Consider the following 23,261-nt stretch of genomic DNA (forward strand, 5'->3'; position numbering starts at 1 on the left):
GTACAGATGCGCGATCCGGGGCCCGCCCGATGACGACAGCCGATACCGGCACGCCGCACGGGGACCGCCTGACACTCCGCGCCTACCGAGACACCGACCTCGCCGCGGTGGTGGCGCTGTTCACCGCCGCTGTCCACCAGGGCGCCGCCGATCACTACGACGACGCCCAGCGTGCCGCCTGGGCGCCTCGCCCCCCGGACCTCGAACACTGGCGGCAGCGACTCGCGGCCGATCAGGTGCTGCTGGCGGAAGCCGACGACGACCTCGGCGGCTTCATCGGCTATCGCGATGACGGTTACATCGAGTTCCTGTTCACCGCCCCGTCGCAGTTGCGTCGGGGCGTGGCCGCACGGCTGTATGACGCGGCCGAGGCGCGACTGCGCAGGCAGGGGGTGACGGCGCTGTTTACCGAGGCGAGCCGGGTGGCACGTCCCTTCTTCCTGCGTCAGGGCTTTGTGGTCGAGGCCGAAGAACGGGTGGGCCGGAACGGCGTCACCTTGCAGCGCTTCCGCATGCGCAAGTCGCTGGCCTGAGCTTCGGCCGCGGCGGACATCCGCCCGCCGGACGATCCATCAGGCTGCCCTCAACCGTCCGGATGGCAGTCGGTCGGCCCGGACGCAGCAAAGCGGTTGGCGGCCGCGACCGCCCGTCCGATCAGGTCATCGGCATCCGCCGGCAGCAGAAAGCCATCAGCCACTGACTGTGCGGTGGCGGCGCGCAAGGCACAGAGATAATCCCCGTGGCTGGCGTATTCCTGCCCCAGCTCGGCGGAGGTGAACGGCAGCGTGATGCCGCCGAGCCCGCAGACCGTGCTGCGATACCGCGCCACCGGCACCACCACCGGCGGCAGGCGGATACCGCCCAGCGCATTGCCGAAGCGATCGGCGGCGAGGCTGCCGTCCTCGTTGAACTGGTAGCGCGGTGCCGCCGGCGGGCGAGCGCCGCCACGGGCCCAACGGTTGAGATGATCAAACGCCGCGTTCACCGCATAGCGCATTGGGAATGCGGCCCCGGCGACGATGCAGGCGGCGTGCAGGGGATGCGGCTGCTCGCCATAGTTGCCGGCCACCTCCAGCTGTCGCGCATAGGCCTCGCCCGACCGTTGTGGCAGGTCAGCCTCGGCCCGCAGGCCCTGGCCGAAGACCTGCTGGTAGCCGACATGAAAATCCTGGTGCGCCGATCCCGCCACTTCCCAGAGCACCACGTTAGTGTCGGTGGCGGGCCCTTCGGGGCGCGCCTCATAGTCACTGAGCAAATGCAGCACCGGCACCGGTGGCGGCGCGGTGAACACCCGACCGATGCTGGAATGCACGAGGACGCCATCGATCTGCTGTGGATCGATGTGCCCTTCGGACACGAACTCGAACAACTGGTTGGCGGACTGACTCTGCCCGGCCGCCAGCACGGTCTGCACCGGCAGCCCGTCCATCGGATCGATCTCGTCCGGGGCACGAATCGCGCGCGCCACCTGGTTGAGCATGCTGAACGCGAAGTCATCGCCGGGGTGATCCAGCGGCCCGTAGCGAACCGGGTCCCACAGCTTGGGGGTGAGCAGCGGCAGGCAACAGAGACCCGCCGCCTGCACGCTGACATGCGCGTAGGCGTACCCCTCACGCAGGAAGTAGGCCTGACTGTTGAGGGTGTCCACCGCATTCTCGAACTGGGCGCTGACGTTGACCCAGTCGAGCACCACAGTGCCGTTGAATCGGGCCGGGTCCAGCGGGCGTCGCAGGATGAAACGCGTGGTGTAGGGCTGGGTGCTGCCGTCGACCTTGGACGTGGCAGTGCCACGGATGAAGTACTCGGCCTCGGTGTAGCCCAGGTCTTCGAGCCGGAACCAGCTATCCCACAGCGCATGGCCACGCAGGCCGCCCTCGATCGGGCCGCTCACCCGGGCCGCAGCGGTGGTGCCGCCGAGATCGGCTTGCAGCCCATCGCCGCCACAGGCCGACAGCCCCAGCAGGACCACCGCCATGCCGCCCCGCCACCATGCGTGTGCCATTGCGTCTCCCTTCGGCCCGCGTTCTGGCGCGGGTCCACAGGGTCAGCATCGGTCAGGCTCAGGCGCCGGGCTTCATCCGTTCGCAGCAGCCCGGCCGGACCGGCATCGAGCCGAACGCGTCACCCGGCGACGCCCAGATGCTCGGCAAGCAGGGCATTGAGGGCATCCGGCTGCTCCAGCGGAATCCAGTGCCCGCCCGGCAGCCCTACGTAGCGCCAACGGCCGTGCACCCAGCGTTCGGACCGGATCATCTGGGACGCCACCAGGTACCGGTCGTCGCGGCTGTGGATGCCGAGCGTATCGGCGCGTGCCTTGGGGTGTTGCCCCAACAGCATCGACAGCAGATTGGCGCGGTACAGCCGCAGAGCAGCGCGCCAGCGCCCCGGCGCCCGCATCCGGGCCATCACCTCGTCGGCGTCGGGGTGCGACCGGAACACGCTGCGGAAACCGGGGAAGAACGGCAGTCGCAACAGGCGCTCGGCGAGACCTGCCAGCATGAAATAGAGGATGTACCAACTCCGCAGCTTCTGGCCGAGACCGGCACGTGCATAGGCCATCGGGTGCCCCACGGAGATCACCACCAATCGTCTGACGCGTGCCGGATACCGACCCGCCAGCAGCCAGGCGATGGCCGCACCCCAGTCATGTCCGACCACATCGGCCTGGGCGACGCCGAGATGATCCAGCAGGCCGAGCAGATCGCCCAACACTTCCGACCAGTGATAGTCGGCGGTTCGGGGCGCGATGGCGGAGTCACCATATCCGCGAAGATCGGGGGCGAGCACACGGAATCCCCGCGCGACGAGAAAAGTCACCTGCGCCGACCACATCTCGGCACGGTCGGGAAAGCCGTGAAGCAGCAATACCACGGGTTTTTCGCGGTTGTCGGGGGCGGAATCGTGATAGGCGATCATCACCCCGTCGCGCACGAATTTTGACTTATTCATGACAAGGAGTGTCGGCGGCCTCCCGTGCTCCGTCAACGCAATCCACCTTCGGGTTGGGCATTCGGCTGTCGCGCCGCCCAGGTTCATCCCGCCGGCGTTCGCGCCCCGACAAAGTGGAACCGGGGCTGCAGGCTGCCGTCGGCCGCGGTCACCAGTGCCTGCCAGTCGACCAGCCGGCGGGTACTCATGGGAAGCCCTTCCCGCGGGTAGAGGCGGGTGTACACCACCACGACCTCATCGCTTTCATCGGCACGGGCCAGGCCCAGGGCAAGGTAGTGATTGCCCTTGTAATGGCGATAGACCCCGGGACGAAATGCATCTTCGGACATGGACGGCATCAGGCAGTGGTGAGCTTGCGGCACTATACCGGCGTCCCTTCAGTGGAGCCCCCCATGCGTTCTTCCCCCGTCGTGCTCATTACCGGTTGTTCCAGTGGTATCGGCCGCGCCTTGGCGCTGGCCTTCCATGCCCGCGGTTGCCGCACTGTCGCCACCGCGCGCCGACCGGACACACTGGCACCGCTCGCCGAACAGGGCATCCACACGATGGCACTGGATGTCACCCACAGCGACTCCGTGGCCGCTGCCGTGGCGACGGCGGAATCGGCCCACGGTGGCATCGACATCCTGGTCAACAATGCCGGCATCCCGGTGATGGGGCCGCTGGCCGAATTGCCCCTGGACGCGCTGCGGCAACAGTGGGAAACCAATGTCACCGCCCCGGTGGCGATGGTGCAGGCGGTGGTGCCGGGCATGGCGCGTCGGGGCCGTGGTCGCATCGTCAACATCGGCAGCGTCTCGGGCATTCTCACCACCCCGTTCGCAGGCCCCTACTGCGCCAGCAAGGCGGCGCTGCACGCCCTCAACGACGCCATGCGGATGGAGCTCAAACCGTTCGGCATCGAGGTGCTGCTGGTCCAGCCCGGCGCCATCCAGAGTGGCTTCGGCGACGGCGCGAAACGGCAGACGGCACAACACACCTGGCAGCTGTACGCCCGTTTTGCCGAGGGAATCGCACGCCGGGCCGGCGCCTCGCAGGAGAACGCCACCCCCACCGCCACGTTCGCCACCGCCTTCGTCGATGAAGTGCTGTCGGCCCGGCCCCGCGCCATCATTCCCCTCGGCAACGGCAGTCGCAGCCTGCCCCGCCTGGCCCGGCTGCCCGTGGCGATGAAGGACCGTATCCTGGCTCGTCGCTTCGGGCTCACCGCGTCATGAGCGGCGGCGGGCGCTGGACTTCATCGTCATCGCATCGCAGGCTTGTGCGCACATGACCCCGCCACCGGAACCGCCTCGATGTTCGACCTCAGCACCTTCGACACGCTGATCGCCCGCGGCTTTCGCGCCACCGAAGCGGCGCTGGCCGCGCCAGAAACCTACGTCCAGGCGGTGGCTGCCATTGCCGCACTGCTGCTGGGCTGGCTGTTGTCCGCACGCATCGCCGATTTCGGCAAGCCGGGTTCCGCCCTGCGCAAGCTGGTGGAACACCTCGAAGGCCTGTTGCGACCGGCGCTGTCGGCCCTGCTGGTGCTGGTGGCAGCCGCGCTGTCGAAGATGGTGCTGGGCGCCGACTGGCTGCTGCGGGTGGCGCTGATACTGATGGTGCTGTGGCTGCTGGAGAGCTGCATTCGCCGCATGACCCGTGACAGTCTGGCCGGCCCGCTGCTCCGGGTGGTGGTGCTGCCCTTGGTGTCGCTGCACCTGCTCGGGGCGCTGGCGCCGATCAGCGCCACGCTGGAATCGATGGCGATGGAGATCGGCAACCTGCGCATCACCGTCAACGGCGTTTTGCGGGTGTTGCTGTTCGGCACCGTGCTGCTGTGGCTGGGGTGGGCCGCCAACCGCGCCGGACTCAACGCCATCCGGCGTCAGGAACGGCTTGATGTCCGCACCCGGGAGGTCCTCGCCAAGCTGTTCCAGATCGGCCTGTCATTGCTGGTGGTGCTGCTGTTGCTGCAGGTGATGGGCATCAACCTGACGGCCTTGGCGGTCTTCGGTGGCGCCCTCGGGGTGGGTTTGGGATTCGGCCTGCAATCGATCGCCTCGAACTTCATCTCCGGCATCATCATCCTCTTCGACCGCTCGCTGTCGGTGGGCGACTATGTGGAAATCGAAGGGGGGCAGAACGGCTATGTCCGCGAGTTGACCCTGCGTTACACCACGCTGGAGGGCTTCGAGGGCAAGGCGGTGCTGGTGCCGAACGAGACCTTCATCACCAAGCCCTTCACCAACTGGACCCACCGCGACCGCAAACAGCGCTACCGGGTCGACTTTTCGGTGGCCTACGCCACCGACATCCGACGGTTGTGCCAACTGATCCGCGAGACCGTCGCGCAGCACCCTCAGGTGATTGCCGGCGAGCACATTCCCATCGAGGAACGGCCCGACTGCGAGATCGACAGCTTCGGCGATTCCGGGGTCAACATGTTCGTCGAGTTCTGGATGGAAGGCATCGACGATGGCCGTAACCGCGTCGGTGGCGACCTGTTGCTGATGATCTTCGAAACCCTGCGCGAACACGGCATCGAGATCCCGTTCCCGCAGCGCGAGGTCCGCGTGCTGCCGCGCAACCCGGTGGGCAAGGGGCCCAGCGGCCTGCAGCCGGTAGACCCGCCCGGCACCGCGCCGGACGCCTAGGCGGCCGGCTTGGTTGCCGTCACCAACATCGACTGCGCCATCTTTCGGGTGGCCTCTCCGTCTCCACCAAGATCGATCGGGTGCGGAATGACGATGCCCCGCTGCACCGCCGGGCGGGCCCGCACCGCCGCCAGCCAGCGCTGCAGATGCGGCAGGTCATCGATGTCGACGCCAGCCCAGAAGTGCAGGGACACCCAGGCCCAGTGCGCGATGTCGGCAATCGAGTAGTCATCACACAGGTATTCATGGTCGGCCAGCCGGGTGTCGAGCACGCGATAGAGCCGCTTGGTCTCGCTCTGGTAGCGCTCGATGGCATACGGAATCTTCTCCGGCGCGTAGCGGAAAAAGACATTGGCCTGGCCCTGCATCGGTCCGATGCCGCCCATCTGGAACATCAGCCACTGCATCACCCGTGAACGCCCGGCGCGGTCGGTCGGCAGCAACCGGCCGAACTTCTCGGCGAGATACACCAGAATCGCCCCTGACTCGAATACCGCCAGATCATCTTCATCGCGATCGACGATGGTGGGGATACGGCCATTCGGATTCAGTGCCAGGTAGTCCGGTGCCTTCTGCTCGCCCTTCGACAGCGAAATGGGGTGCACCGCATAGGGCACGCCCAGCTCCTCGAGCATGATGGAGGCCTTCCAGCCATTGGGGGTGGCGGCGGTATACAGGTCGATCATGGTCGGCTCCGGTGACGGGTCAGTCAGACAATGGCGTGGCGGTCGAGCACCGCCAGAAACTGCTGCGGCTCCGGGCGAACCCGATAGTTGTCGGTCAGGTCGCAATAGATCACCTGTCCGTGCGCATCGGTGATGAAGACGCTGGGCCGCGGCACGTCGCTGTCGTAGCCCAGCATCTGCATGCCCGCCGGCAGGCCGCCACGCTCGAGAATGCCGAGGCGGGCCGCCGCCGCATTGCCGCCATCGGTCAGAAATCGCATCGGCACCTGGAACCGCGACGCCAGTGATGCCGTGTGCCCCTGCGGTTGCGGGCTGACCAGCAGCACCTGCACGCCGCGCTGTGCCAGTGCCTGATACTGGGCTGCGACTTCGCGGATCTGCGCCATGCACAGCGGGCACCAGTTACCGCGGAAGAAAATCCACAGTGCCGGCTGCGTCGTGAGTGCCTCGCGGCTGACGGGCTGCCCGTTCTCCTGCAGTTGAAAGTCGGGCAGTGTCGCCCCTTCACGCAGTACCGAGCCGGTGGGCGGGGCAAACCGCGAGTACCAGAAAACGTATCCGAGACACCCAACCACCCCGACCCCGAACGCCAGCCAGAAGGCGATGCCACCGACGCCCCCGATCAAACCGGCCAGCGCCGTGCCGACAATGCCGGCCATCAGCATCGGGTAGAGGTTGCGGGAGGTGCGCGCCGGCGGAAAGGCAAACACCCGGGTGAAGAACAATGTCGGTCCGGCGCAGGCGATCACCGTCCCCAGCCAGGCGGATGCGATGCCCGCCTGCAGTAGCTGCACCAGCGCCAGCAGAAACCCCACGGCCGATGCCGCCAGAAAGGTCGAAACAAAAATTGCCTTGAAATGGCTCATGTCGGCCTCCAGGGCCTGGCGAGTGATCAATCGAGTACGCGCAGTGCCACCCGCACGATGTCTTCCAGCGCTGCCCGCCCGGGCTGTGCCTTGGCCGCGAGATTGAGTCCGGTCACGGTATTAACGAGAAATCGCGCCAGCGCACGGGGCGATTCGGCGGTGCCGATGCTGCCGTCGGCCTGCCCGTGCCGGACGGCCTGCATCAGCGCGGCTTCCAAACGCTGGCGTACGGCACGTGCGGCGTTCTGCAATTCGGCATCTACCGTCGCCAGCTCGGTGAGGCAATTGTTGGCAAAGCAGCCCCGCACCCCCTCGGGCTGTATGGCCTGGTGGACGCAGCGGCGCAGGGCCGCCTCAATCGCCGGACGACTGGCGCCGGGCTGCAGCAGCGGCGCCAGGATGCCTTCGCGCAGCATCGCGTCGTAGCGATCGAGACAGCTCACCAGCAACTGACGCTTGCTGCCGAAGGTGTCGTACAGGCTGCTCTTGCTCAGTCCGGTGGCAGCCAGCAGTTGATCAAGCGACGTGGCCTTGTAGCCGTTGGTCCAAAACGCCGAAAGCGCCCGTTCGAGCGCGTGGTCTTCATCAAAGGCACGGGTACGGGCCATGGCTGCGGTGGGGTCTCATCGATTCCGGACTGATCGGTCCATAATCGGCCGACATCCACCTGACGTCAAGTCAGGCGGTTGCAGATCGACCGTCGATCGTCACCGCGACGCAGGCGGCACCGCGCCTCAGTCCACCGGTCGCCAGAGCGCCTCAACGCCGGGGTCGATTGCATGCACCAGTCGATTGAGCAGGGACTTGAGCACAGCGCCTTCGCCGGCGCCCAGTCGCTCCAGCACCTGGCTTTCCAGTGCTTTGGCAGCGGCGATGAGTTTGAGCGCACAGTCGCTGCCGGCTGCGGTGAGTTGGTAGGCCACGCCCTGATCCGCGGTTTCCGGCAGTTGTTCGGCAAGGCCGCGAGCGACCAGATCGCCAATGGCATCGCAGGCACTGCGGTTGAGCACGCCCGCCATCCCCCGCTCCAGCTCGGCACCCGTCATCACATGCTTGAGCGTGAGGGTCGACAGCAGATAGAACGCCTCGTCGGTGAGCCCGGCTTCCGCCAGCAGTCCGCGAATCTGGCCGAAGAACTGGAAGTGGCTGCGGCCCAGCAGATACCCCAGGAAGTCTTCACCGAAGCTGCCGGCCAGTTCCGCGGCGCGCGGCTTTTCGCCGGGGCCGTCGCGGCGGGTTGCATGCGCATAGCGGCCGCCGTGGAACACCAGCGGCGCGGTTTCCGACTGGTCGAAGGCCAGCACTTCGCCGATGAAAATGAGGTGGTCGCCGCCCTGATAGGTCGAGGCGGTCCGACATTGGAAGCGGGCGGCGCAATCCTTGAGCAGGGGCACGCCACCGGCCCCCTCCTCGATGTCGATGCCGGCAAACTTGTCCTCGCCGCGCCGGGCAAAACGCCCGGACAGGGCTTCCTGATCGGCGGTCAGCACATGCACCGCCCAGTGCCCGGCATCGCGGAAGTGCTCGAAGCTCATCGCGTTGTTGGCGAGGCTCCACAACACCAGCGGCGGCTCCAGCGACACCGAGTTGAAGCTGCTGGCGGTCAGCCCGAGCGGCGTACCGTCCGCCGCCCGGGTGGTGATGATGGTGACCCCGGTGGCAAAACTGCCGAGGGCCTGGCGGAACGCCTTGGGATCGAATGCGGTGCTTTGCGTCATATCGTCAATGGCGTCCCCGTCGACGCCTACAGGCTGTACTTGATGGTGAAGGTGGCGTACTCGCGGTCCGCCACGGCGTTGGCGGGGATCGGACTGTCGCCGACCAGCGCGCCCGGGTCGCCGAGGAACCAGTTGTACCCCACCGCGAATTCCAGGTTCTGCAGGTACTGCGCAATGACCTGCAGGCCGAGGCGAACATCGCCCTCGCCGAACAGCGAGCCGAAGGTGCCGGCACTGGAGGCATAGTTGTAGAAGGCGTGCGCCACCGAGATCGGCGTACCGATGTCCCAACCCGGGAACACGTTGCGGCCCTTCGGCAGCACCAGGAACTGGTAGGCGGCGGCTTTCTGGTCGTAGAACAGGGTGTCACCGTCGCCCAGCGGCACCAGCCCGGGTCGTGCATCGATGGCCTGAACCTCGTCGACGTAGAGGAAGGAGGTTTCCGCCGCCACGGCGACTTCGTCGTAGATCCAGAAGCGCGGATTGGTCACGAAGATCGCCGACAGGTTCGACTGGATGGTGTTGCCGCGCGAGTAGATCGGGCTGATCACCCCGGAGACCGCGGCCGCCACCGGCAGGTCGATGTCCTCGCGGTAGATCACCTCGCCGCCGACATTCAGACCGAACAGGGTCGTCGAGAAACTGACCGCGTTCATGGTGATGTCGTCGAAGTAGCGGATCTGGTAGGTGACCGGGACTTCCTGGTTGATCAGCGCGGTGGTCACCGGCGTGCCGTTCGGCAGTTCGCCCAGCGGCGCAAATCCGAAGTTCAGCTGCACCGTCGGATTATGGTTGTGATACCGCAGATGGTAGAACCCCAGCGTGGTGCTGTCGGTGATCTGTGCCTTGAGGCCGATCCCCCACTGGCCATCCTTGTCGGGAATGATGTCCGGCCCGCGAATGGTCTTGATGGTGTCCTCGGAGTTCAGCAGCGCGCCCACGGGCGTCGCCAGCATGCACAGCTGGCTGAGATCCAGCGGCAGCGGATCGAGATCGAGCAGACCCGGGCAGCCGGCACCACTGGCCGGGTTGATCGAGCCATGCGCGAATTCGGCGCCCGGTCCGACCACGTCGGCCACCGAGAAGAAGTCGCCCACCGGGAACACCTCGGTCGGCTTGAAGTGCAACTGATAGAACCCCATCAGCGTGTAGTTGAACCCCATCTGCAACTGGAACGAGGCCTGGTGTGCCGGCAGCAGGATCTCCTTGATCTCGGCCCCCGGGACGAACGCCTTGGTGGCATCGTTGGGGCCCTGGGCCGACACGATACCGGGGAAGAACAGACTCTCGCCCCAGGCCACCAGCTGCTTGCCGAAGCGCAGGTTCAGCGCAATGTCGTCGGTCAGGTAGAAATCGGCAAAGGCGTAGGCTTCCAGCACCCGCGCCCGTTCGCCATTGGTGCTGACCGCGTCCGGGTGGAATTCGTCAACCGGACCGTTTCGCTTGTTGATGGTGTCAGGCGAATCGTTGTCGTTGGTGGACTGGAAGGCGAAATCGTAGAACGCCGCCCCCGAGGTGACGATGCCGAAATTGCCCTTGCGCAGCGAGAACTCGCCGAACGAGGTCAGGCGGTTGTTGATCGGCGAATACTTGTCGAAGTTGCGGTTGCCGTCATCCAGGTTGATGGTGGTCGACAAGCCGGTATGGGTAAATCCAATGGCCTGGCCCGAGGGCAGCACCTGCGGCTGCAACGGGTCCACCGGTGCATTCACCAGGGCGCTGGCCTGATCGCCCATGCGCACCGCCAGGCTGTAGCCCAACGACAACTTGTAGGAGGCATCCAGCCCCAACAGACTGAAACTGCCGGCCATGGCATTGCCCGAAAACACCGCCATCACCACCCCGACCCCGACACCACCGAAACGGCCTGCCAACGCGCCCATGGGCTCCTCCCTATCTTTATTGGATACCGCTGGCGCACCGTAGATCGGGGACCGGAACACGGCTTCATCCGAAGTGACTAGGGCCTGTTAGCGCTAACAGGCCCTGGGGTTCAGGATCGGGGTCGGTCGTGTTCAGAACCGGTACTTGGCAGTCAGGGCCAGGTAGTCACGGTCGGCATAGGGTCGGCGCTCGAACTGCGGGCTGCCCAGAAAGGCGTTGTAGCTGACCCCCATTTCGAGCTTCTGCAGGCGGGTGAAATTGAAGCCGATGCTGGCGCGCATGTCGCCCTCCCCCATCAGCGAGCCCAGGCCCGACAGCAGCGACGACTGGCCACTGCCGATCGCCGAGAACGACATCGGCACCTGCAGGTCCCAGCCGGCCGTGATGTTGCGGAAGTCCATCAGCGCCAGGATCGAATAGGCCCAGGCATCGCGGGTATAGGACAGGTCGGTGGAGCAGCCGTTGGGGCCGCAGGCCGCCTCCAGGTCCTCGACGTGGACGAAGCCGGTCTCGCCGACCAGCGTCAGGGCATCCCAGCCAAACCGCGGGCCAAGCACGTAGAGGGCCGACAACAGCCCCTGCCAGACCTCGGCACGGGTCGGTGTCGGCACCGGGCCGAGCAGTCCGCCATCGACATCGACCAGCACATCCACCCCTTCCCGCAGAATCACTTCGCCGCCGACATTGGCGCCGAACAGCGAGGTCGAGAAGCTCAGGGCGGACAGGTCGACCCCATCGAAGTAGCGGATGTTGTAGGTCACCGGCACCTGCAACCCGAGGGTGCCGGTGGTGATCGGCTGCAGAATGCCGTTGCCCGGCACCAGCAGCGCCTCGCCATAGTTCTGGACCGGCGCCGGCGTGGTGTTGTGGTAGCGCAGGCGGTAGGCCCCGAGCGTGGTTTCCGGCGTGATCTGGTACTTCAGGCCGACGCCCCACTGGCCGTGATCGCTGGGCACGATGTCATCCTGCCGCACCACGTTGACGTACCGCGGCGTGTTGGGCTGGTTGATGATGCCGCCCGGCACCGGAATGTCCGGCAGCAGGGGGTCGAGCAGGTTCAGCAGGTTACCCACCACCTGGGTGAGCTGGCCGGTGGGCAGACCCGGCGCCAGCAGGTCGACCACCAACTGCAGGGTTTCGGCCAGCTCGCCGGAGGCGAGATTGAGATCTTCAAGGTTCTCGAGATACAGCGGATTTTCGATGCCGTAGATGAATTGGGCCCCGGGGCCCACCACGTCGCTCACCGAGAAGTATTCACCGACCGGGTTCAGCTCCACCGGCTTGAACTCCAGTTTGTACTGCCCCAGCAGTGTCCACTTCTCGTTGATTGCCAGCTGCATCGAGACCTGGTTGACCGGCAACAGGATGCTCTTGACGTCGGCGCCCGGCACCGTCGCCTTGGTGGCATCGGCCGGCGCCTGTGCCAGCGCCACCCCGGAGAAGAACAGGCTTTCACCCCAGGCGGCGATATGGCGGCCGACCCGAAGGTTGAGCGCCGACGCCTCACCGAAGTACCAACTGCCATACACGTAGGCATCCAGCAGGCGGCCCCGACGGCCGGCGCGGCTCTTGGCCTCCTTGCTGAAACGCGTGAGATCACCCTCGAACGGAAACTGCGGATCACCGGCGGTGCGGTTGATCGACATCGGCGAATCGTTGTCGTTGCGGCGCATGTAGGCGAAATCGTAGAAGGCGTCGCCGCGCACCAGCAGCCCGTAGTCACCCCGGCTCAACTGGATCTCGCCCAGCAGCGACAGGCGGTTGTTCACCACCGACCCCTCGGCGAAGTTGCGATCGCCGTCGTCGTAGTTGTTGGACTCCGGCAGCTTGATGAAATCGGGAATCGGGATTTCCGGGCTCGGCGGCGTATTGACGATGCCGGAGGCGGGTGCGTTCAGGCGCGTTGCCAGCGCGTAGGCACCTTGCAACTGATAGCCGCCATCAAGCCCGAACAGCTTGAAACTCCCGGCCTGCGCCATCCCCGGAAGGCCCAGTGCGATCAGCACGGCCGCACCCATTCGGCGCGCATGTCCGCGCGCACTCTGTCCCTGCTCCTGGCCCACTGCCGATCTCCGGTCTTGTTGAATGTCGAACTGCTCGCGTTGCAGCCTAACCAGCGCTCGCGTTGTCGGGGTCATCCGTTACGATGAGACCTCCACTGCAAACCTGCGCGAGTTCGCCTCGTCGCCGTGTGAGCGTTCTCTGACAGCCCGAACTCGTCCGAATGACGCTGGTGGATTTCCCCGGGGTCAGGCATGTTCGCGACATAACAACGATGCCAATCGCGATGGGAGACACCACCATGCAGTACCTCAGCACACTGGATGCCGCCTTTCTGCGGATGGAATCACCACGCACGCCGATGCACGTCGGCGCCCTGATGACCTTCCGGCTGCCGCCCAAGGCGCCGCGTGACTTCTTCCAGCGACTGCTGTCGCGCATGCGCGAGCATCCCTTCATGCCGGCACCGTTCGGCTACCGGCTGTCGCAGACCGCGCTGTCGAAGCTGGCGCCGGCCTGGGTGGAAAGCCCGGTCGACATGGACTACCACCTGCGCCACTCGGCCCTGCCTTACCCGGGAGGCGAACGCGAGCTGGGGATTCTGGTCGCCCGACTGCACTCGCACCCGCTCGACCTCAACCGGCCGCTGTGGGAAGCGCACCTGATCGAGGGGCTCGAAGACAACCGCTTTGCCCTCTACTTCAAGGCCCACCACTGCGCCATCGACGGCATGGGCGCGATGCGCATGGTGCAACGCTGGCTGTCGACCGATCCGAACGACACCCGTGCCGACGGCCCCTGGGTGCTCGCCGAGAAACCGCCGAAGGCCCGCCCACCGAGCGCGGTGCCCAGCCTCGGCCAGCGTCTGGCCCGCCCGGTCAGCCTGGCCGGCCATCAGGTGCGATCACTGGGGGACCTCGGCAAGGCCATTTTCCAGATGAGCCGCGGCGACGACAGCCCCACCCGCGCCGCCTTGTCGACGCCCCGCAGCCTGTTCAACGTGCCCGTCAGCGCGCAACGGCGCCTGGGCACCCAGATTCTCTCGCTGGACCGGCTGAAAGCCGTGGCCAGCGCCGGCAACGCCTCCACCAATGAAGTGCTGCTGGCGGTCTGCGGCGGCGCCATCCGTCGCTATCTGGTGGAGCAGGGCAATGTGCCCGACAAACCGCTGCTGGCGTCGGTACCGATGGGCCTGATCCGCCCCGACGGCAAGGCCGGTAATGCGGTCGCCGGCTTCGTCTGTCCGCTGGGCACGCACATCGATGACCCGCGCGAGCGACTGGGCGCCGTCTCTCGGGTCAGCAGCCGCGCCAAACGCGAACTGTCGGCGATGCCGCAGACCGCGCTGAATCAGCTGGCGTTGCTGGGGCTGTCGCCGCTGATCCTCGGCCAGATGACCGGCCTGCTGCCGAAGCTGCCGCCGTTCTTCAACTTCGTGATTTCCAATGTCGTCCTCAGCAAGCAGCCGCTGTATCTGATGGGCGCCGAACTGGAAGCGATGTACCCGGTGTCGTTCCTGTTCGACGGCTACGCCATCAACATCACCCTGGTCGGCTACTGCGACCGTGTGGCCGTCGGCTTCCTCGGCTGCCGCGAAGCCATCCCCAGCCTGCAGCGGCTGGCGGTATACACCGGAGACGCGCTGACCGAGCTGGAAAAGGCCTTTGGGATCGCGCCTCCGAAAGCACCCGCCCGCCCACGCGCCAAGACCGCAAAGAAGGCCAAGCCCTCGGCGCCGACGCCGCGACGCAAGACCGCCAGAAAGTCGCCATAGACCCGGCGCCGAAAGCGCTTGCCCATCAGGTCTACCCCAAACAGGTGACGCTCGCGCGCAGCGCGCTGACTACTGTCCCAGCTCCGACAACACGAGCGGCAAACAGCCGCCCCGAGGATCACCGATGGCTGATTCAGCCGCCCGCGATGCCGTGGTCGACGGCCGCGTCTGGGCAGACTTCTGCGACCACCTGAAGCGGGCCGGCGAGCAGATCCTGCGCCCGGAGGCGCCGGTGAGCGAGCTGGACCGCGCCGAGGGCTTTCGCTATCTCACCCGCCTGCTGCGCATCGGCCTCGACATGCACCTGGAGTTTGCCGACCCGGAGGCGCCGGGCTTTCTCGCGCCCTCGCACGAGACCGCCAAGATCGGCGCCGACAACCCGGACAACCTCTACCTCATGGGCCGCATCGATGGCCGCCACGAATACCTGATCCGCGGTGAACGCGGCACGGTGGACTACCTCAGCTTCGGCAGCCAGAAGGGCGGCTACGAAACCGACGGCAAGATGACGCAGACCGGCTTTCTCGACGCGGCCGACCTCGACTGCGACGCCGACGGTCGCTTCGAGATCGTGCTCAGCCAGACGCCGCCCGCCCGCAACGGGCTGAAGCTGGAAGCCGACAGCAATGCGGTGATCGTGCGCCAGACCTTCCGCGACCGCAGCGCCGAGCAACCGGCGCGGATGACCATCCACCGCCGCGATGGTGGCGCGCCGCAACCCCTGACGGCCGAGCGCCTGGCCACCAGCCTCAGCCGCACCGCACACTTCGTCGAAGGCACCGCGCGGTTATTTGCCGACTGGGCGCAGAGCTACTTGCCGCGTACCAACGAACTGCCGCCGGCCGACCAGGCGCTGTGTCAGCGTGTCGGCGGCGATCCCAACATCTTCTACTACCACGCCTACTGGGCCCTGAGGCCCGACGAGGTGCTGGTGATCCATCTGCCGCGGATTCCCGACTGCCGCTTCTGGAACCTGCAGATCAACAACTGGTGGATGGAGTCGCTGGACTACCGCTACCACCGCATCCACCACAACGCGCACAGCGCCACGCCGAATGCCGACGGCAGCGTCACCCTGGTGTTGAGCCACGACGACCTGCCCCACCCCAACCGGCTGGAAACCACCGGCCACGACCGCGGCACGATGTGTCTGCGCTGGGTCGGCGCGTGCGAGCCGGTGCATCCCGAAACCCGCGTGATGACGCGCGCCGCCTTTCTTGACGAGACCCGTGCATGACCCTCACCCCTGATGCGCTGCTGGCGGAGGCCCGTGAACAGACCGGCGGCCTGCGTGATTTCGGCGATGCCCGCTTCCGTCCCGGCCTGGAGGCGCTGTGTACGGCGCTGAACACCGAGGCGCGGCTGTCGGAGATGGGCGCCGGCATCTTTCGCCAGAAGCTGGTGACCCAGCTGGCCAACCGGCTGCGGGTGGAAGCGGCATTTTCCGCCCACCCCGAGATCGCCAACGAGACCGTCGACGCACCAGTGGTGATCGTCGGCCTGCCACGCACCGGCACCACCAAGCTGCACCGGCTGCTGTCGCGCGACCCGCGCTTTTCGTGGATGGCGTTCTGGGAGTCGCAGTTCCCGGTGCCGTTCCCCGGCGAGGCATTGGCAGCGCCCACCGCCCGCATCCAGGCGGCACGCGAGATGGTCGACATGATGACCACCGCCATGCCCAAGCTCACCGCCATCCATCCGATGAATGCGGACGAGGCCGACGAGGAAGTGATGCTGATGGAGCACAGCTTCATGAGCGCCTTCAACGCCTATGCCGACATCCCCGGCTATGACCGCTGGCTGGATGCGCAGGACCAGACCCCCGCCTACGACTATCTGCGCCGCATGCTGCAGTTCCTGCAATGGCAGCAGCGGCAGCGCGGCAAGACCCCCGGTCGCTGGGTGCTGAAGGCGCCGCACCACCTGCTGCGCATGCATCTGCTGCTGAAGGTGTTCCCCGGCGTGCAGGTGATCCTCACCCACCGCGACCCGGTGCAGAGCATCCCGTCGATTGCCAGCTTCATCCACACCCTGTGGGGCATCTACAGCGCCGAGGCCAATGCGCATGCCGCCGGCCGCACCTGGCACGACCTGATGCACCGCGCGCTCTACCACACCATGGACGTGCGCCAGACCGCGCCGGGACAGTTCCTCGATGTCGATTTCCGCGACACCGTGAAACAGCCGATGGCGGTGGTTGAAAAGATCTACGACTTCATCGGCCTGCCACGCGACGCCGACGCCGAAGCCCGCATGCGCGCCTGGCTGGTGGAGGACGAGAAGACCCACCAGGGCGGCCACGACTACAGCGCCCCGCAGTTCGGCCTGACCGATGACGGCATTCGCGATGCTTTTGCCGAGTATCGGGCTCAACACATCAAAGCCTAGCCGTCGCGCGCAAGCTGCGCTCCAACCTCCTCACACCTCACACCTCACCCCTCACGGAGCCCCCTCATGCTGCTGAACAACAAGATCGTCCTCGTCTCCGGCATCGGCCCCGGCCTCGGGGTGAAGCTGGCGGTAGAAGCCGCCCGTGAAGGCGCCGCCGGCGTCATCATCTCGGCCCGCTCGGCCGACAAGTTGGAGGACGCCGAGCAGCGCATCAAGGCGCTGGGAACCCACACTCAAGTGCTCAAGCAGACCTGCGACATCACCGACCGCAGCCAATGCGATGCACTGGTGGCGGCGGCGGTAAAAACCTTCGGCCGCATCGACGCGCTGGTCAACAGCGCCTTCGTCCATGGCGCGATGGACTACGTCTCCGATGCCGACCTCGACAGCTGGCACATCCCGCTGCAGACCAACCTGATCGGCACGCTGAAACTGACGCAGGCCTCGCTGCCGCAGATGAAGGCACAGGGCGGCGGCGCCATCGTCATGATCAACACCATGGCCGCGCGCCAGGTGCCGCCATTGGGCGAGGCCGGCTACGCCGCCTCGAAGGCGGCACTGGCCAACTCGGCGAAATACCTCGCCAAGGAAGTCGGCAAGGATGGCATTCGCGTCAACAGCATCCACATGGGCTGGATGTGGGGCGCACCGGTGGAGGGTTACTTCAACTGGCAGGCCAGCGAACAGAAGGTGCCGGTGGAACAGCTGAAAGCGCCGATCGAGGCCAGCATTCCGCTCGGCCGCATCCCCACTGATGACGAGTGCGCGCGTGCGGCACTGTTCCTGGTGTCCGACTACGCCAGTGCCGTCACCGGCGCGGCGCTGGATGCCAATGGTGGCGCGTATATGCCTTGAGTCGGGAATCGGGAGTTTGTAGCGGGCGCGCAATCAGAAGCGCCAGCGACGCTTCTGAGCCCGCGGAAAACGGGCGGCAGCCCCGAGGAATCGTCGATAATGCGGCGAGCCCTCAACGAGTACCGCCATGTCCACTGCCATCCCCGCCACGCTGATTCCCGGTGATGGCATCGGTCCGGAGATCGTCGAATCCGCCGTCGCCGTGCTCGAAGCACTGGGCAGCCCCTTTGACTGGGACATCCAGCAAGCCGGGCTGGCCGGGGTGAAGGCGGCGGGCGACCCGCTGCCGCAGGCCACGCTGGACAGCATCGCCCGCACCCGACTTGCCCTGAAGGGGCCGCTGGAAACCCCGGCCGGCGGCGGCTACCGCTCCTCCAGCGTGCGCATGCGCGAAACCTTCGGCCTGTATGCCAACGTGCGTCCGGCCCGGTCCCTGATCCCCGGTGGCCGCTACGAGGACATCGATCTCCTGGTGTACCGCGAGAACGTCGGCGGGCTGTACGTCGGCTACGAACACTACATTCCGCTCAACGGCGACCCCGAAGCGATCGCCATCGCCACCGGTGTGAACACCCGCGAGGGCTCCCGGCGGCTGCTGAAATACGCCTTCGAGCACGCCATCTCGCTCGGCCGCAAGAAGATGACCGTGGTCCACAAGGCCAACGTCATGAAACTGCTCACCGGCATCTTTCTCGACGAGGCGCGCAAGCTGCACAAGGCGCACTACGCCGACCGCATCGCGCTGGACGACGTCATCATCGATGCCTGCGCAATGAAGCTGGTGCTCAATCCCTGGCAGTTCGACACCCTGGTGACCACCAATCTGTTCGGCGACATCCTGTCGGATCTGGTGGCCGGACTGGTGGGCGGCCTGGGGATGGCGCCGGGCGCCAACATCGGCGATGACGCCGCCCTGTTCGAAGCGGTGCACGGCTCGGCACCGGATATCGCCGGCAAGGGCATCGCCAACCCGGTGGCACTGCTGCTGGCGGTGGCGATGATGCTCGATCACGTGCAGCGCGGCGAGCTTGCCGGCCGACTGCGCAACGCCATCGACCAGACCTACAACGTCGACCAGATCCGCACCGGCGACCTCGGCGGCAGCGCCAACACCCGGCAATTCACCGCCGCCCTGGTGGCGCGTATCCGCAACGGCTGATGCCGGCGCGACACGGCGCCGGCATCAGCCCGGTCACGGTCACTCGAAGCGGTAACTGAAGCAGAACGTGGCCTCCCACTGCCGCATGTTCAGTCGCAGCGTCTGGTCATTGGCATCGGCGCCGAAGGCGGTCGCGTTGCTGCCGGCACCCAGCACCAGATCCACGGCGGTGGCGTCGGTATTGCTGAGCGGGTTGGGGCCGAACACGGTCAGCGACTTGGCGTACATGAAGGCGAAGTCCAGGCCCACCCGACGGCTGAGCTGGTAGCCCAGGCCGGCGGTGAAATGCTCCTCCGGCACCGCCGGGGCGAGCACGTTGAACAGCAGCTCGCTGGCCGGGATCGGCTGGTCGCCCTTGCTGTAACCGGCACGCAGCTTGAAGGCGGCCACGCGGTACTGCACCCCGAGCTTCACCACCTCGACATCCTGCCAGCCGAAGCCGGGGCCGCTGGCGGACCCCAGGCACGACGGACTCGGATCGAGACTGCCGCCGAAGCCGAGCCCCGCGAGCAGTCGTGGCCGCGCACAGTTGTTGACGAAGTCGTTGGTGTCGAAGCGATTACCGACCGCCTTCACTTCGCTGAAGTTGATGCGCTGGAAATCGACGGCAATCCGCAAATCGTCACTGGGGTGGGCCGACAGGCCGATGTTCCAGGTCGAGGGGATGTCGAAATCGCCATCGTCGGCGAACAACCCGGCGTACTTGTCGAAGGCGGTCATCCGGATGCGGGTCTGGTAAGACGCGCCAAAGCCGAAACCCGGGATCGCCCCGGTGAGGATGCCAACGCGGCCACCATAGCCATAGGCGGTGTCATGGCCGGTGCCGCTGACCCGGTCGGGTTGGTTGGAAAACTGCCGGAACGCGCCCAGACCGTCGGCACGGAAGCGCTGTCCGGCGAAGATCGGCGCAATTCCGATCGAGGTCCGCTCGCCGATGCGGCGCGAATAGTGCGGGACGATGAAGAGCTGGATCAGATCGACCCCGGCATTGGCATCGTCATTGCCGCAAAAGCCCCCGGTATCGCCCTCGCCCGCCACCGGTACACCCCCGCCGAAGGCGCCTTCGCAGCGGGTCTCCAGCGAGATCAGGTCGAGACCCGCCACGCCCACCGCGAAGCCCTCGCCGAAATGCGTGGTGCTGCCACGGTACTCGGTGTTGAGACCGCCGTTGCCATAGACGGCGATGCCCCAGCTGGACACCTCATCGAGGCGGCGGGTGTAGGCGAATCCGGGGATGTAGTACATCTCGTTATCGCTGCGCAGCCCGCCTTCTTCGAGCCGCAGGATGCTGTTGTCGGCCCCCGCGCCCACCGGCCCGGCCTGATAGTCGCGGATCGGCGAAAACAGGCTGAGGGTCACATCCAGCCGCTCCTCCAGCCAATAGGCCCCGGCCGGGTTGATGGTGGCGATCAGCGCGTCCTCGGTCAGGGCGGTACCGGCGCCCCCCATCGCCCGCTGCGAGGCGCTGTAACCGTGCGCGAAATAACCATTGGTGGCCCATGCCATGGGGCTCGTCAACAGCACGGCAACCGCCAGCCACGTGGCGGTTTGACTGCATTTCATCAGCTGCGCTCCTCTGGTTTGTCAGCGTTCATGTCCACGATATTCTGCCGGACTGTCGTCGCGGCCAAGTCGAAGCGCACTGGTCTTCGCTAGGGTGACCCCCATTGCCCGCGTGCGACGGGCGCATCACGGAAGATGATCATGGGATTCTGGCGAGTGCTTGGACTGGTTCTGCTGGTCATGAGCCTGGCGCTGTTGAGCGGCGCAGGCGGCGCCTGGTGGGTGCTGCACAACGGCATGGCGGTGGTGCCCCTGCACGATCAGGCGCTGCAGGCACGGTTGCCGGCCGACCTGCCGGTATCGGTCACGGTGCTGCAGGCGCGCGGGCCAGATGCCGGCGACGACAGCCGCGGCATCCCGGTGCGGCTCAACGAGACGCTGAAGCTGGACGTGGACTTCGACACCGAAGTGCCACTGGCGCTCACCGTGCGTTACCAGGGCACCATCCCGGTGAACACCCGGGTGCCGGTCGACACCACCATGGATACCCGGGTGCTGGGGATCCCGATGACACTGCCGATCAGCGGTGAGATTCCGCTTGATCTCGACCTGCCGGTCGACCTGACCATCCCCATCTCGCAACCGGTGCGGCTGGCCTTCACCGCACCGATCACCGCCCGGGTGGACCAGGTGGTCCACATCCCGCTGCAGGCCGAGCTGGAAACCCGCATCCACTTCGGCGACACCCCGCTGCCGTTGCGGCTGCAGCACAGCGTCCTCGCCCTGCCGCTGGATCGCCTCTGGCTCACCGGCAAGGCGGCAGATGACTGGCGGCTGGGCCCCCTGCGGCACAACGAAAAAACCCCCGACGGCACGGAGCCGGCGGGGGGCGAACTTCAGGGGTTCACTGAGTAAGACGCACGGCAGCGGAAAAACCGCACCTCCGGCGCGACATTTTTTTCGTATTTCTTGTAACGCTTTGTTTTTGCGATATTTAAACTTTTCAACAACCGGCGCCGCGCCCCTCAGTCGGGGGCCCGCAGATCGATCAGCAGTTGCTCCACCGCATCCAGCACCACCAGCGGGTCGCTCTGGGTCAGCAGCGCCTGTTTGCGTTCCGGCGGCACCGGCAGCAGTTCAGCGAGGCGAAACCCCACCCAGGCCGCATCATCGGTCCGCCCCGGCATCGGAAAATACGCCGGCCCCAGCTCGGACATCAGCCGCGTCAACAGCTTGGCGAGCGGGGCATGGCGCGGGGGCACCGCCTGCGGCGCCGAGGCCTCCAGCAGCGAGACGCGCGCGCGGATCAGGCCATCCGGTTCCGCCCAGCGGCTGAGAATGCGAAACCGCGTCTCACCGCGCACCTGCAGATTGAACAGCCCCGGTGACGGCACTTCCCATTCGAGGATGCGCGCGGTGCAGCCGATGTCGCAGGGGATTGCCGGCTGCCCCACCTCGAACCCGGCCCGGATCAGGGCGATGCCGAACGGCGACTCGTCGCGGATGCAGGCCTTGGTCATGTCGACATAGCGCTGCTCGAAAATGCGCAGCGTCATCACACCCGCCGGAAACAACACGCTGCCCAGCGGAAAGATGGGAATCTCCAGTGTGTCGTCGTCCACGGCGCGTCCCGATGGCTTGGACCCCTAGGGTAGCGCGAGGGCACCGCGGTCGCCGTGATGGCGGCGAGACGGCACAATCGGCGCTCCTGTCCCTATGCCGACGAGTGACCCCGTGACCTGGCGTACCTATTCCCTGCTGCTGGCCGGCGGCCATCGCATCGACTTCGATGCCGAGGAAAATGACCCCCTACTGGACCAGCTGGCGACCCTGATTGCGGTCAATGCCGACCAGCGGCCGGCGGGCCTGGTGGAAATTCCGCTGCGCCACGGCCAGTCCCGACTCACGGTGTCGACGCAGGCACTGGTGGGGGTGATCAGCGACACCTCGCTGCGACTGGTCGCCGCGGCCGCGGCATCAACCACGGCGGCACCGCCGATAGAGCCTTCGATCGTCGTGCATTGGCGGGACTTCCTCACGCCGGCCGACCACGCGGCGCTGGTGGACTTCGCCATCGCCCACGAGGCGAAGTTCACACCGTCGGGTGTGTCCACGCAGGACAAACAGTATCGGGAATCGTGGGTGTTGACCGACTTCCCGGCCTTTTCGGCGCTGATGGAACAGCGAATCCGCGATCGGCTGGGCGCCTTGCTGCCAGCCTTCGGGCTGCCGCCCGAGCATCCGCTGCCGCGTTTCGAAGCCCAGTTGACCGCACACAACGACGGCAACTACTACCGTCAGCACAACGACAACGGCAGTGCCGACACGCGGTCGCGTCTGCTGACGTACGTCTACTACTTCAATCGCTCACCCAAGGCCTACACCGGCGGCGAATTGCGGGTGTTCGACTCGACCGTGCGCGACAACTTCTATGTCGCCGCCGAGCACTACCGCGACTACCAGCCCGAGAACAACAGCATCGTGTTCTTCCTCAGCCGCTATCTGCATGAGGTGCGGCCGGTGAGCTGCCCGTCGGGCGCATTTGCCGACGGGCGCTTCACCATTAACGGCTGGCTACACGAAGCCTGAGGGCAGACTCAGATCTCTTCCATCTGGAAGTCGATCTTGGAGGCCCCGCAGTCCGGACAGGTCCAGGTGTCGGGCACGTCTTCCCACTTGGTACCTGCGGGAATGCCCTCATCGGGAATGCCTTCGGCTTCGTCGTACACGAAATCACAGATCAAGCAGCGCCACTTGCGCATGAAACATCCCTCTTTCAATGGGTGATCCGGCACCATGCTGATGGCACGCCGGGCGCGCGACATCCCACAGCCGGATG

The 23,261-nt window shown here is 66.3% G+C and carries 22 protein-coding genes; 10 read left to right on the forward strand and 12 right to left on the reverse strand.

Translation table 11 applies throughout. The annotated features are described in order from the left end of the window. Positions 1 to 29 precede the first annotated feature (29 nt). Positions 30 to 533, forward strand: coding sequence for a GNAT family N-acetyltransferase (locus JN531_RS04285; RefSeq protein ID WP_228347620.1), 504 nt, complete (start codon positions 30 to 32; stop codon positions 531 to 533). A 50-nt stretch (positions 534 to 583) separates the two neighbouring features. On the opposite strand, the gene JN531_RS04290 is transcribed toward JN531_RS04285, so the two are convergent. The 3 genes from JN531_RS04290 to JN531_RS04300 form a co-directional block, all read right to left on the reverse strand. Beyond that, entirely contained in the window at positions 584 to 2,002 is a 1,419-nt protein-coding gene (locus tag JN531_RS04290; RefSeq protein WP_228347621.1) for an alpha/beta hydrolase domain-containing protein, read from the reverse strand. A 119-nt stretch (positions 2,003 to 2,121) separates the two neighbouring features. Continuing rightward, on the reverse strand, positions 2,122 to 2,949 hold the full coding sequence (locus JN531_RS04295; RefSeq protein ID WP_228347622.1) for an alpha/beta fold hydrolase: 828 nt from the start codon (positions 2,947 to 2,949) through the stop codon (positions 2,122 to 2,124). Between the two features lie 83 nt (positions 2,950 to 3,032). Continuing rightward, positions 3,033 to 3,278, reverse strand: coding sequence for a DUF1653 domain-containing protein (locus JN531_RS04300; protein WP_228347623.1), 246 nt, complete (start codon positions 3,276 to 3,278; stop codon positions 3,033 to 3,035). 63 nt (positions 3,279 to 3,341) lie between these two features. On the opposite strand from JN531_RS04300, the gene JN531_RS04305 reads away from it, so the two are divergent. Continuing rightward, a complete protein-coding gene (locus tag JN531_RS04305) occupies positions 3,342 to 4,166 on the forward strand; it encodes an SDR family NAD(P)-dependent oxidoreductase (protein ID WP_228347624.1) in 825 nt (274 codons plus the stop codon). Positions 4,167 to 4,244: 78 nt separating this feature from the next. Next, the gene (locus tag JN531_RS04310; RefSeq protein WP_228347625.1) at positions 4,245 to 5,585 is read left to right on the forward strand and encodes a mechanosensitive ion channel family protein; all 1,341 of its coding nucleotides are present in this window, start codon (positions 4,245 to 4,247) and stop codon (positions 5,583 to 5,585) included. Here JN531_RS04310 and JN531_RS04315 read toward each other — a convergent pair. The 6 genes from JN531_RS04315 to JN531_RS04340 all read right to left on the reverse strand — a co-directional run bounded on the left by JN531_RS04315 (position 5,582) and on the right by JN531_RS04340 (position 12,757). After that, positions 5,582 to 6,271, reverse strand: coding sequence for a glutathione S-transferase family protein (locus JN531_RS04315; RefSeq protein WP_228347626.1), 690 nt, complete (start codon positions 6,269 to 6,271; stop codon positions 5,582 to 5,584). The genes JN531_RS04310 and JN531_RS04315 overlap by 4 nt on opposite strands. A 23-nt stretch (positions 6,272 to 6,294) precedes the next feature. After that, entirely contained in the window at positions 6,295 to 7,137 is an 843-nt protein-coding gene (locus JN531_RS04320) for a peroxiredoxin family protein (protein ID WP_228347627.1), read from the reverse strand. Between the two features lie 26 nt (positions 7,138 to 7,163). Next, the gene (locus JN531_RS04325) at positions 7,164 to 7,745 is read right to left on the reverse strand and encodes a TetR/AcrR family transcriptional regulator (protein ID WP_228347628.1); all 582 of its coding nucleotides are present in this window, start codon (positions 7,743 to 7,745) and stop codon (positions 7,164 to 7,166) included. Positions 7,746 to 7,871: 126 nt separating this feature from the next. Then, complete coding sequence (locus JN531_RS04330) at positions 7,872 to 8,855, reverse strand: flavin reductase family protein (protein WP_228347629.1); 984 nt, start codon at positions 8,853 to 8,855, stop codon at positions 7,872 to 7,874. 26 nt (positions 8,856 to 8,881) lie between these two features. Beyond that, a complete protein-coding gene (locus JN531_RS04335) occupies positions 8,882 to 10,738 on the reverse strand; it encodes a DUF1302 domain-containing protein (protein WP_228347630.1) in 1,857 nt (618 codons plus the stop codon). A gap of 132 nt (positions 10,739 to 10,870) precedes the next feature. Continuing rightward, positions 10,871 to 12,757 carry a DUF1302 domain-containing protein gene (locus JN531_RS04340; protein ID WP_228347631.1) on the reverse strand — a complete coding sequence of 629 codons (1,887 nt, stop codon included), beginning with the start codon at positions 12,755 to 12,757 and terminating at the stop codon, positions 10,871 to 10,873. Positions 12,758 to 13,041: 284 nt separating this feature from the next. Here JN531_RS04340 and JN531_RS04345 point away from each other — a divergent pair, with 284 nt between their 5' ends. The 5 genes from JN531_RS04345 (at position 13,042) to JN531_RS04365 (ending at position 18,919) form a co-directional block, all read left to right on the forward strand. After that, positions 13,042 to 14,514 carry a WS/DGAT/MGAT family O-acyltransferase gene (locus JN531_RS04345; RefSeq protein ID WP_228347632.1) on the forward strand — a complete coding sequence of 491 codons (1,473 nt, stop codon included), beginning with the start codon at positions 13,042 to 13,044 and terminating at the stop codon, positions 14,512 to 14,514. Positions 14,515 to 14,638: 124 nt separating this feature from the next. After that, a complete protein-coding gene (locus JN531_RS04350) occupies positions 14,639 to 15,751 on the forward strand; it encodes a DUF1214 domain-containing protein (protein ID WP_228347633.1) in 1,113 nt (370 codons plus the stop codon). Further along, complete coding sequence (locus JN531_RS04355) at positions 15,748 to 16,902, forward strand: sulfotransferase family protein (protein WP_228347634.1); 1,155 nt, start codon at positions 15,748 to 15,750, stop codon at positions 16,900 to 16,902. Before JN531_RS04350 ends, JN531_RS04355 begins: the two co-directional genes overlap by 4 nt. A 66-nt stretch (positions 16,903 to 16,968) precedes the next feature. Beyond that, positions 16,969 to 17,760, forward strand: coding sequence for an SDR family oxidoreductase (locus JN531_RS04360; protein ID WP_228347635.1), 792 nt, complete (start codon positions 16,969 to 16,971; stop codon positions 17,758 to 17,760). Positions 17,761 to 17,887: 127 nt separating this feature from the next. Continuing rightward, positions 17,888 to 18,919 carry an isocitrate/isopropylmalate dehydrogenase family protein gene (locus tag JN531_RS04365; RefSeq protein ID WP_228347636.1) on the forward strand — a complete coding sequence of 344 codons (1,032 nt, stop codon included), beginning with the start codon at positions 17,888 to 17,890 and terminating at the stop codon, positions 18,917 to 18,919. Positions 18,920 to 18,958: 39 nt separating this feature from the next. On the opposite strand, the gene JN531_RS04370 is transcribed toward JN531_RS04365, so the two are convergent. Further along, positions 18,959 to 20,482 (reverse strand): OmpP1/FadL family transporter, encoded by a 1,524-nt coding sequence (locus JN531_RS04370; RefSeq protein WP_228347637.1) that lies wholly within the window; start codon positions 20,480 to 20,482, stop codon positions 18,959 to 18,961. A 141-nt stretch (positions 20,483 to 20,623) separates the two neighbouring features. On the opposite strand from JN531_RS04370, the gene JN531_RS04375 reads away from it, so the two are divergent. Beyond that, positions 20,624 to 21,337, forward strand: coding sequence for a hypothetical protein (locus JN531_RS04375; RefSeq protein ID WP_228347638.1), 714 nt, complete (start codon positions 20,624 to 20,626; stop codon positions 21,335 to 21,337). A 110-nt stretch (positions 21,338 to 21,447) separates the two neighbouring features. Here JN531_RS04375 and JN531_RS04380 read toward each other — a convergent pair whose 3' ends face one another. Continuing rightward, complete coding sequence (locus tag JN531_RS04380) at positions 21,448 to 22,044, reverse strand: LON peptidase substrate-binding domain-containing protein (RefSeq protein WP_228347639.1); 597 nt, start codon at positions 22,042 to 22,044, stop codon at positions 21,448 to 21,450. A 112-nt stretch (positions 22,045 to 22,156) separates the two neighbouring features. Here JN531_RS04380 and JN531_RS04385 point away from each other — a divergent pair, with 112 nt between their 5' ends. Beyond that, positions 22,157 to 23,011: a 2OG-Fe(II) oxygenase gene (locus tag JN531_RS04385; RefSeq protein WP_228347640.1), complete on the forward strand. Its 855-nt coding sequence runs from the start codon at positions 22,157 to 22,159 to the stop codon at positions 23,009 to 23,011. Positions 23,012 to 23,019: 8 nt separating this feature from the next. On the opposite strand, the gene JN531_RS04390 is transcribed toward JN531_RS04385, so the two are convergent. Next, a complete protein-coding gene (locus JN531_RS04390; RefSeq protein WP_228347641.1) occupies positions 23,020 to 23,184 on the reverse strand; it encodes a rubredoxin in 165 nt (54 codons plus the stop codon). Positions 23,185 to 23,261 lie beyond the last annotated feature (77 nt).

Source organism: Flagellatimonas centrodinii, from assembly GCF_016918765.2.
GTDB classification, from domain to species: Bacteria; Pseudomonadota; Gammaproteobacteria; order Nevskiales; family Nevskiaceae; genus Polycyclovorans; species Polycyclovorans centrodinii.

Bases quoted from the DNA above. Each gene is read 5' to 3' on its own strand.
- JN531_RS04285 (WP_228347620.1), top strand. From the start codon at position 30: ATGACGACAGCCGATACCGGCACGCCGCACGGGGACCGCCTGACACTC.
- JN531_RS04290 (WP_228347621.1), bottom strand. From the start codon at position 2,002: ATGGCACACGCATGGTGGCGGGGCGGCATGGCGGTGGTCCTGCTGGGG.
- JN531_RS04295 (WP_228347622.1), bottom strand. From the start codon at position 2,949: ATGAATAAGTCAAAATTCGTGCGCGACGGGGTGATGATCGCCTATCAC.
- JN531_RS04300 (WP_228347623.1), bottom strand. From the start codon at position 3,278: ATGTCCGAAGATGCATTTCGTCCCGGGGTCTATCGCCATTACAAGGGC.
- JN531_RS04305 (WP_228347624.1), top strand. From the start codon at position 3,342: ATGCGTTCTTCCCCCGTCGTGCTCATTACCGGTTGTTCCAGTGGTATC.
- JN531_RS04310 (WP_228347625.1), top strand. From the start codon at position 4,245: ATGTTCGACCTCAGCACCTTCGACACGCTGATCGCCCGCGGCTTTCGC.
- JN531_RS04315 (WP_228347626.1), bottom strand. From the start codon at position 6,271: ATGATCGACCTGTATACCGCCGCCACCCCCAATGGCTGGAAGGCCTCC.
- JN531_RS04320 (WP_228347627.1), bottom strand. From the start codon at position 7,137: ATGAGCCATTTCAAGGCAATTTTTGTTTCGACCTTTCTGGCGGCATCG.
- JN531_RS04325 (WP_228347628.1), bottom strand. From the start codon at position 7,745: ATGGCCCGTACCCGTGCCTTTGATGAAGACCACGCGCTCGAACGGGCG.
- JN531_RS04330 (WP_228347629.1), bottom strand. From the start codon at position 8,855: ATGACGCAAAGCACCGCATTCGATCCCAAGGCGTTCCGCCAGGCCCTC.
- JN531_RS04335 (WP_228347630.1), bottom strand. From the start codon at position 10,738: ATGGGCGCGTTGGCAGGCCGTTTCGGTGGTGTCGGGGTCGGGGTGGTG.
- JN531_RS04340 (WP_228347631.1), bottom strand. From the start codon at position 12,757: ATGGGTGCGGCCGTGCTGATCGCACTGGGCCTTCCGGGGATGGCGCAG.
- JN531_RS04345 (WP_228347632.1), top strand. From the start codon at position 13,042: ATGCAGTACCTCAGCACACTGGATGCCGCCTTTCTGCGGATGGAATCA.
- JN531_RS04350 (WP_228347633.1), top strand. From the start codon at position 14,639: ATGGCTGATTCAGCCGCCCGCGATGCCGTGGTCGACGGCCGCGTCTGG.
- JN531_RS04355 (WP_228347634.1), top strand. From the start codon at position 15,748: ATGACCCTCACCCCTGATGCGCTGCTGGCGGAGGCCCGTGAACAGACC.
- JN531_RS04360 (WP_228347635.1), top strand. From the start codon at position 16,969: ATGCTGCTGAACAACAAGATCGTCCTCGTCTCCGGCATCGGCCCCGGC.
- JN531_RS04365 (WP_228347636.1), top strand. From the start codon at position 17,888: ATGTCCACTGCCATCCCCGCCACGCTGATTCCCGGTGATGGCATCGGT.
- JN531_RS04370 (WP_228347637.1), bottom strand. From the start codon at position 20,482: ATGAAATGCAGTCAAACCGCCACGTGGCTGGCGGTTGCCGTGCTGTTG.
- JN531_RS04375 (WP_228347638.1), top strand. From the start codon at position 20,624: ATGGGATTCTGGCGAGTGCTTGGACTGGTTCTGCTGGTCATGAGCCTG.
- JN531_RS04390 (WP_228347641.1), bottom strand. From the start codon at position 23,184: ATGCGCAAGTGGCGCTGCTTGATCTGTGATTTCGTGTACGACGAAGCC.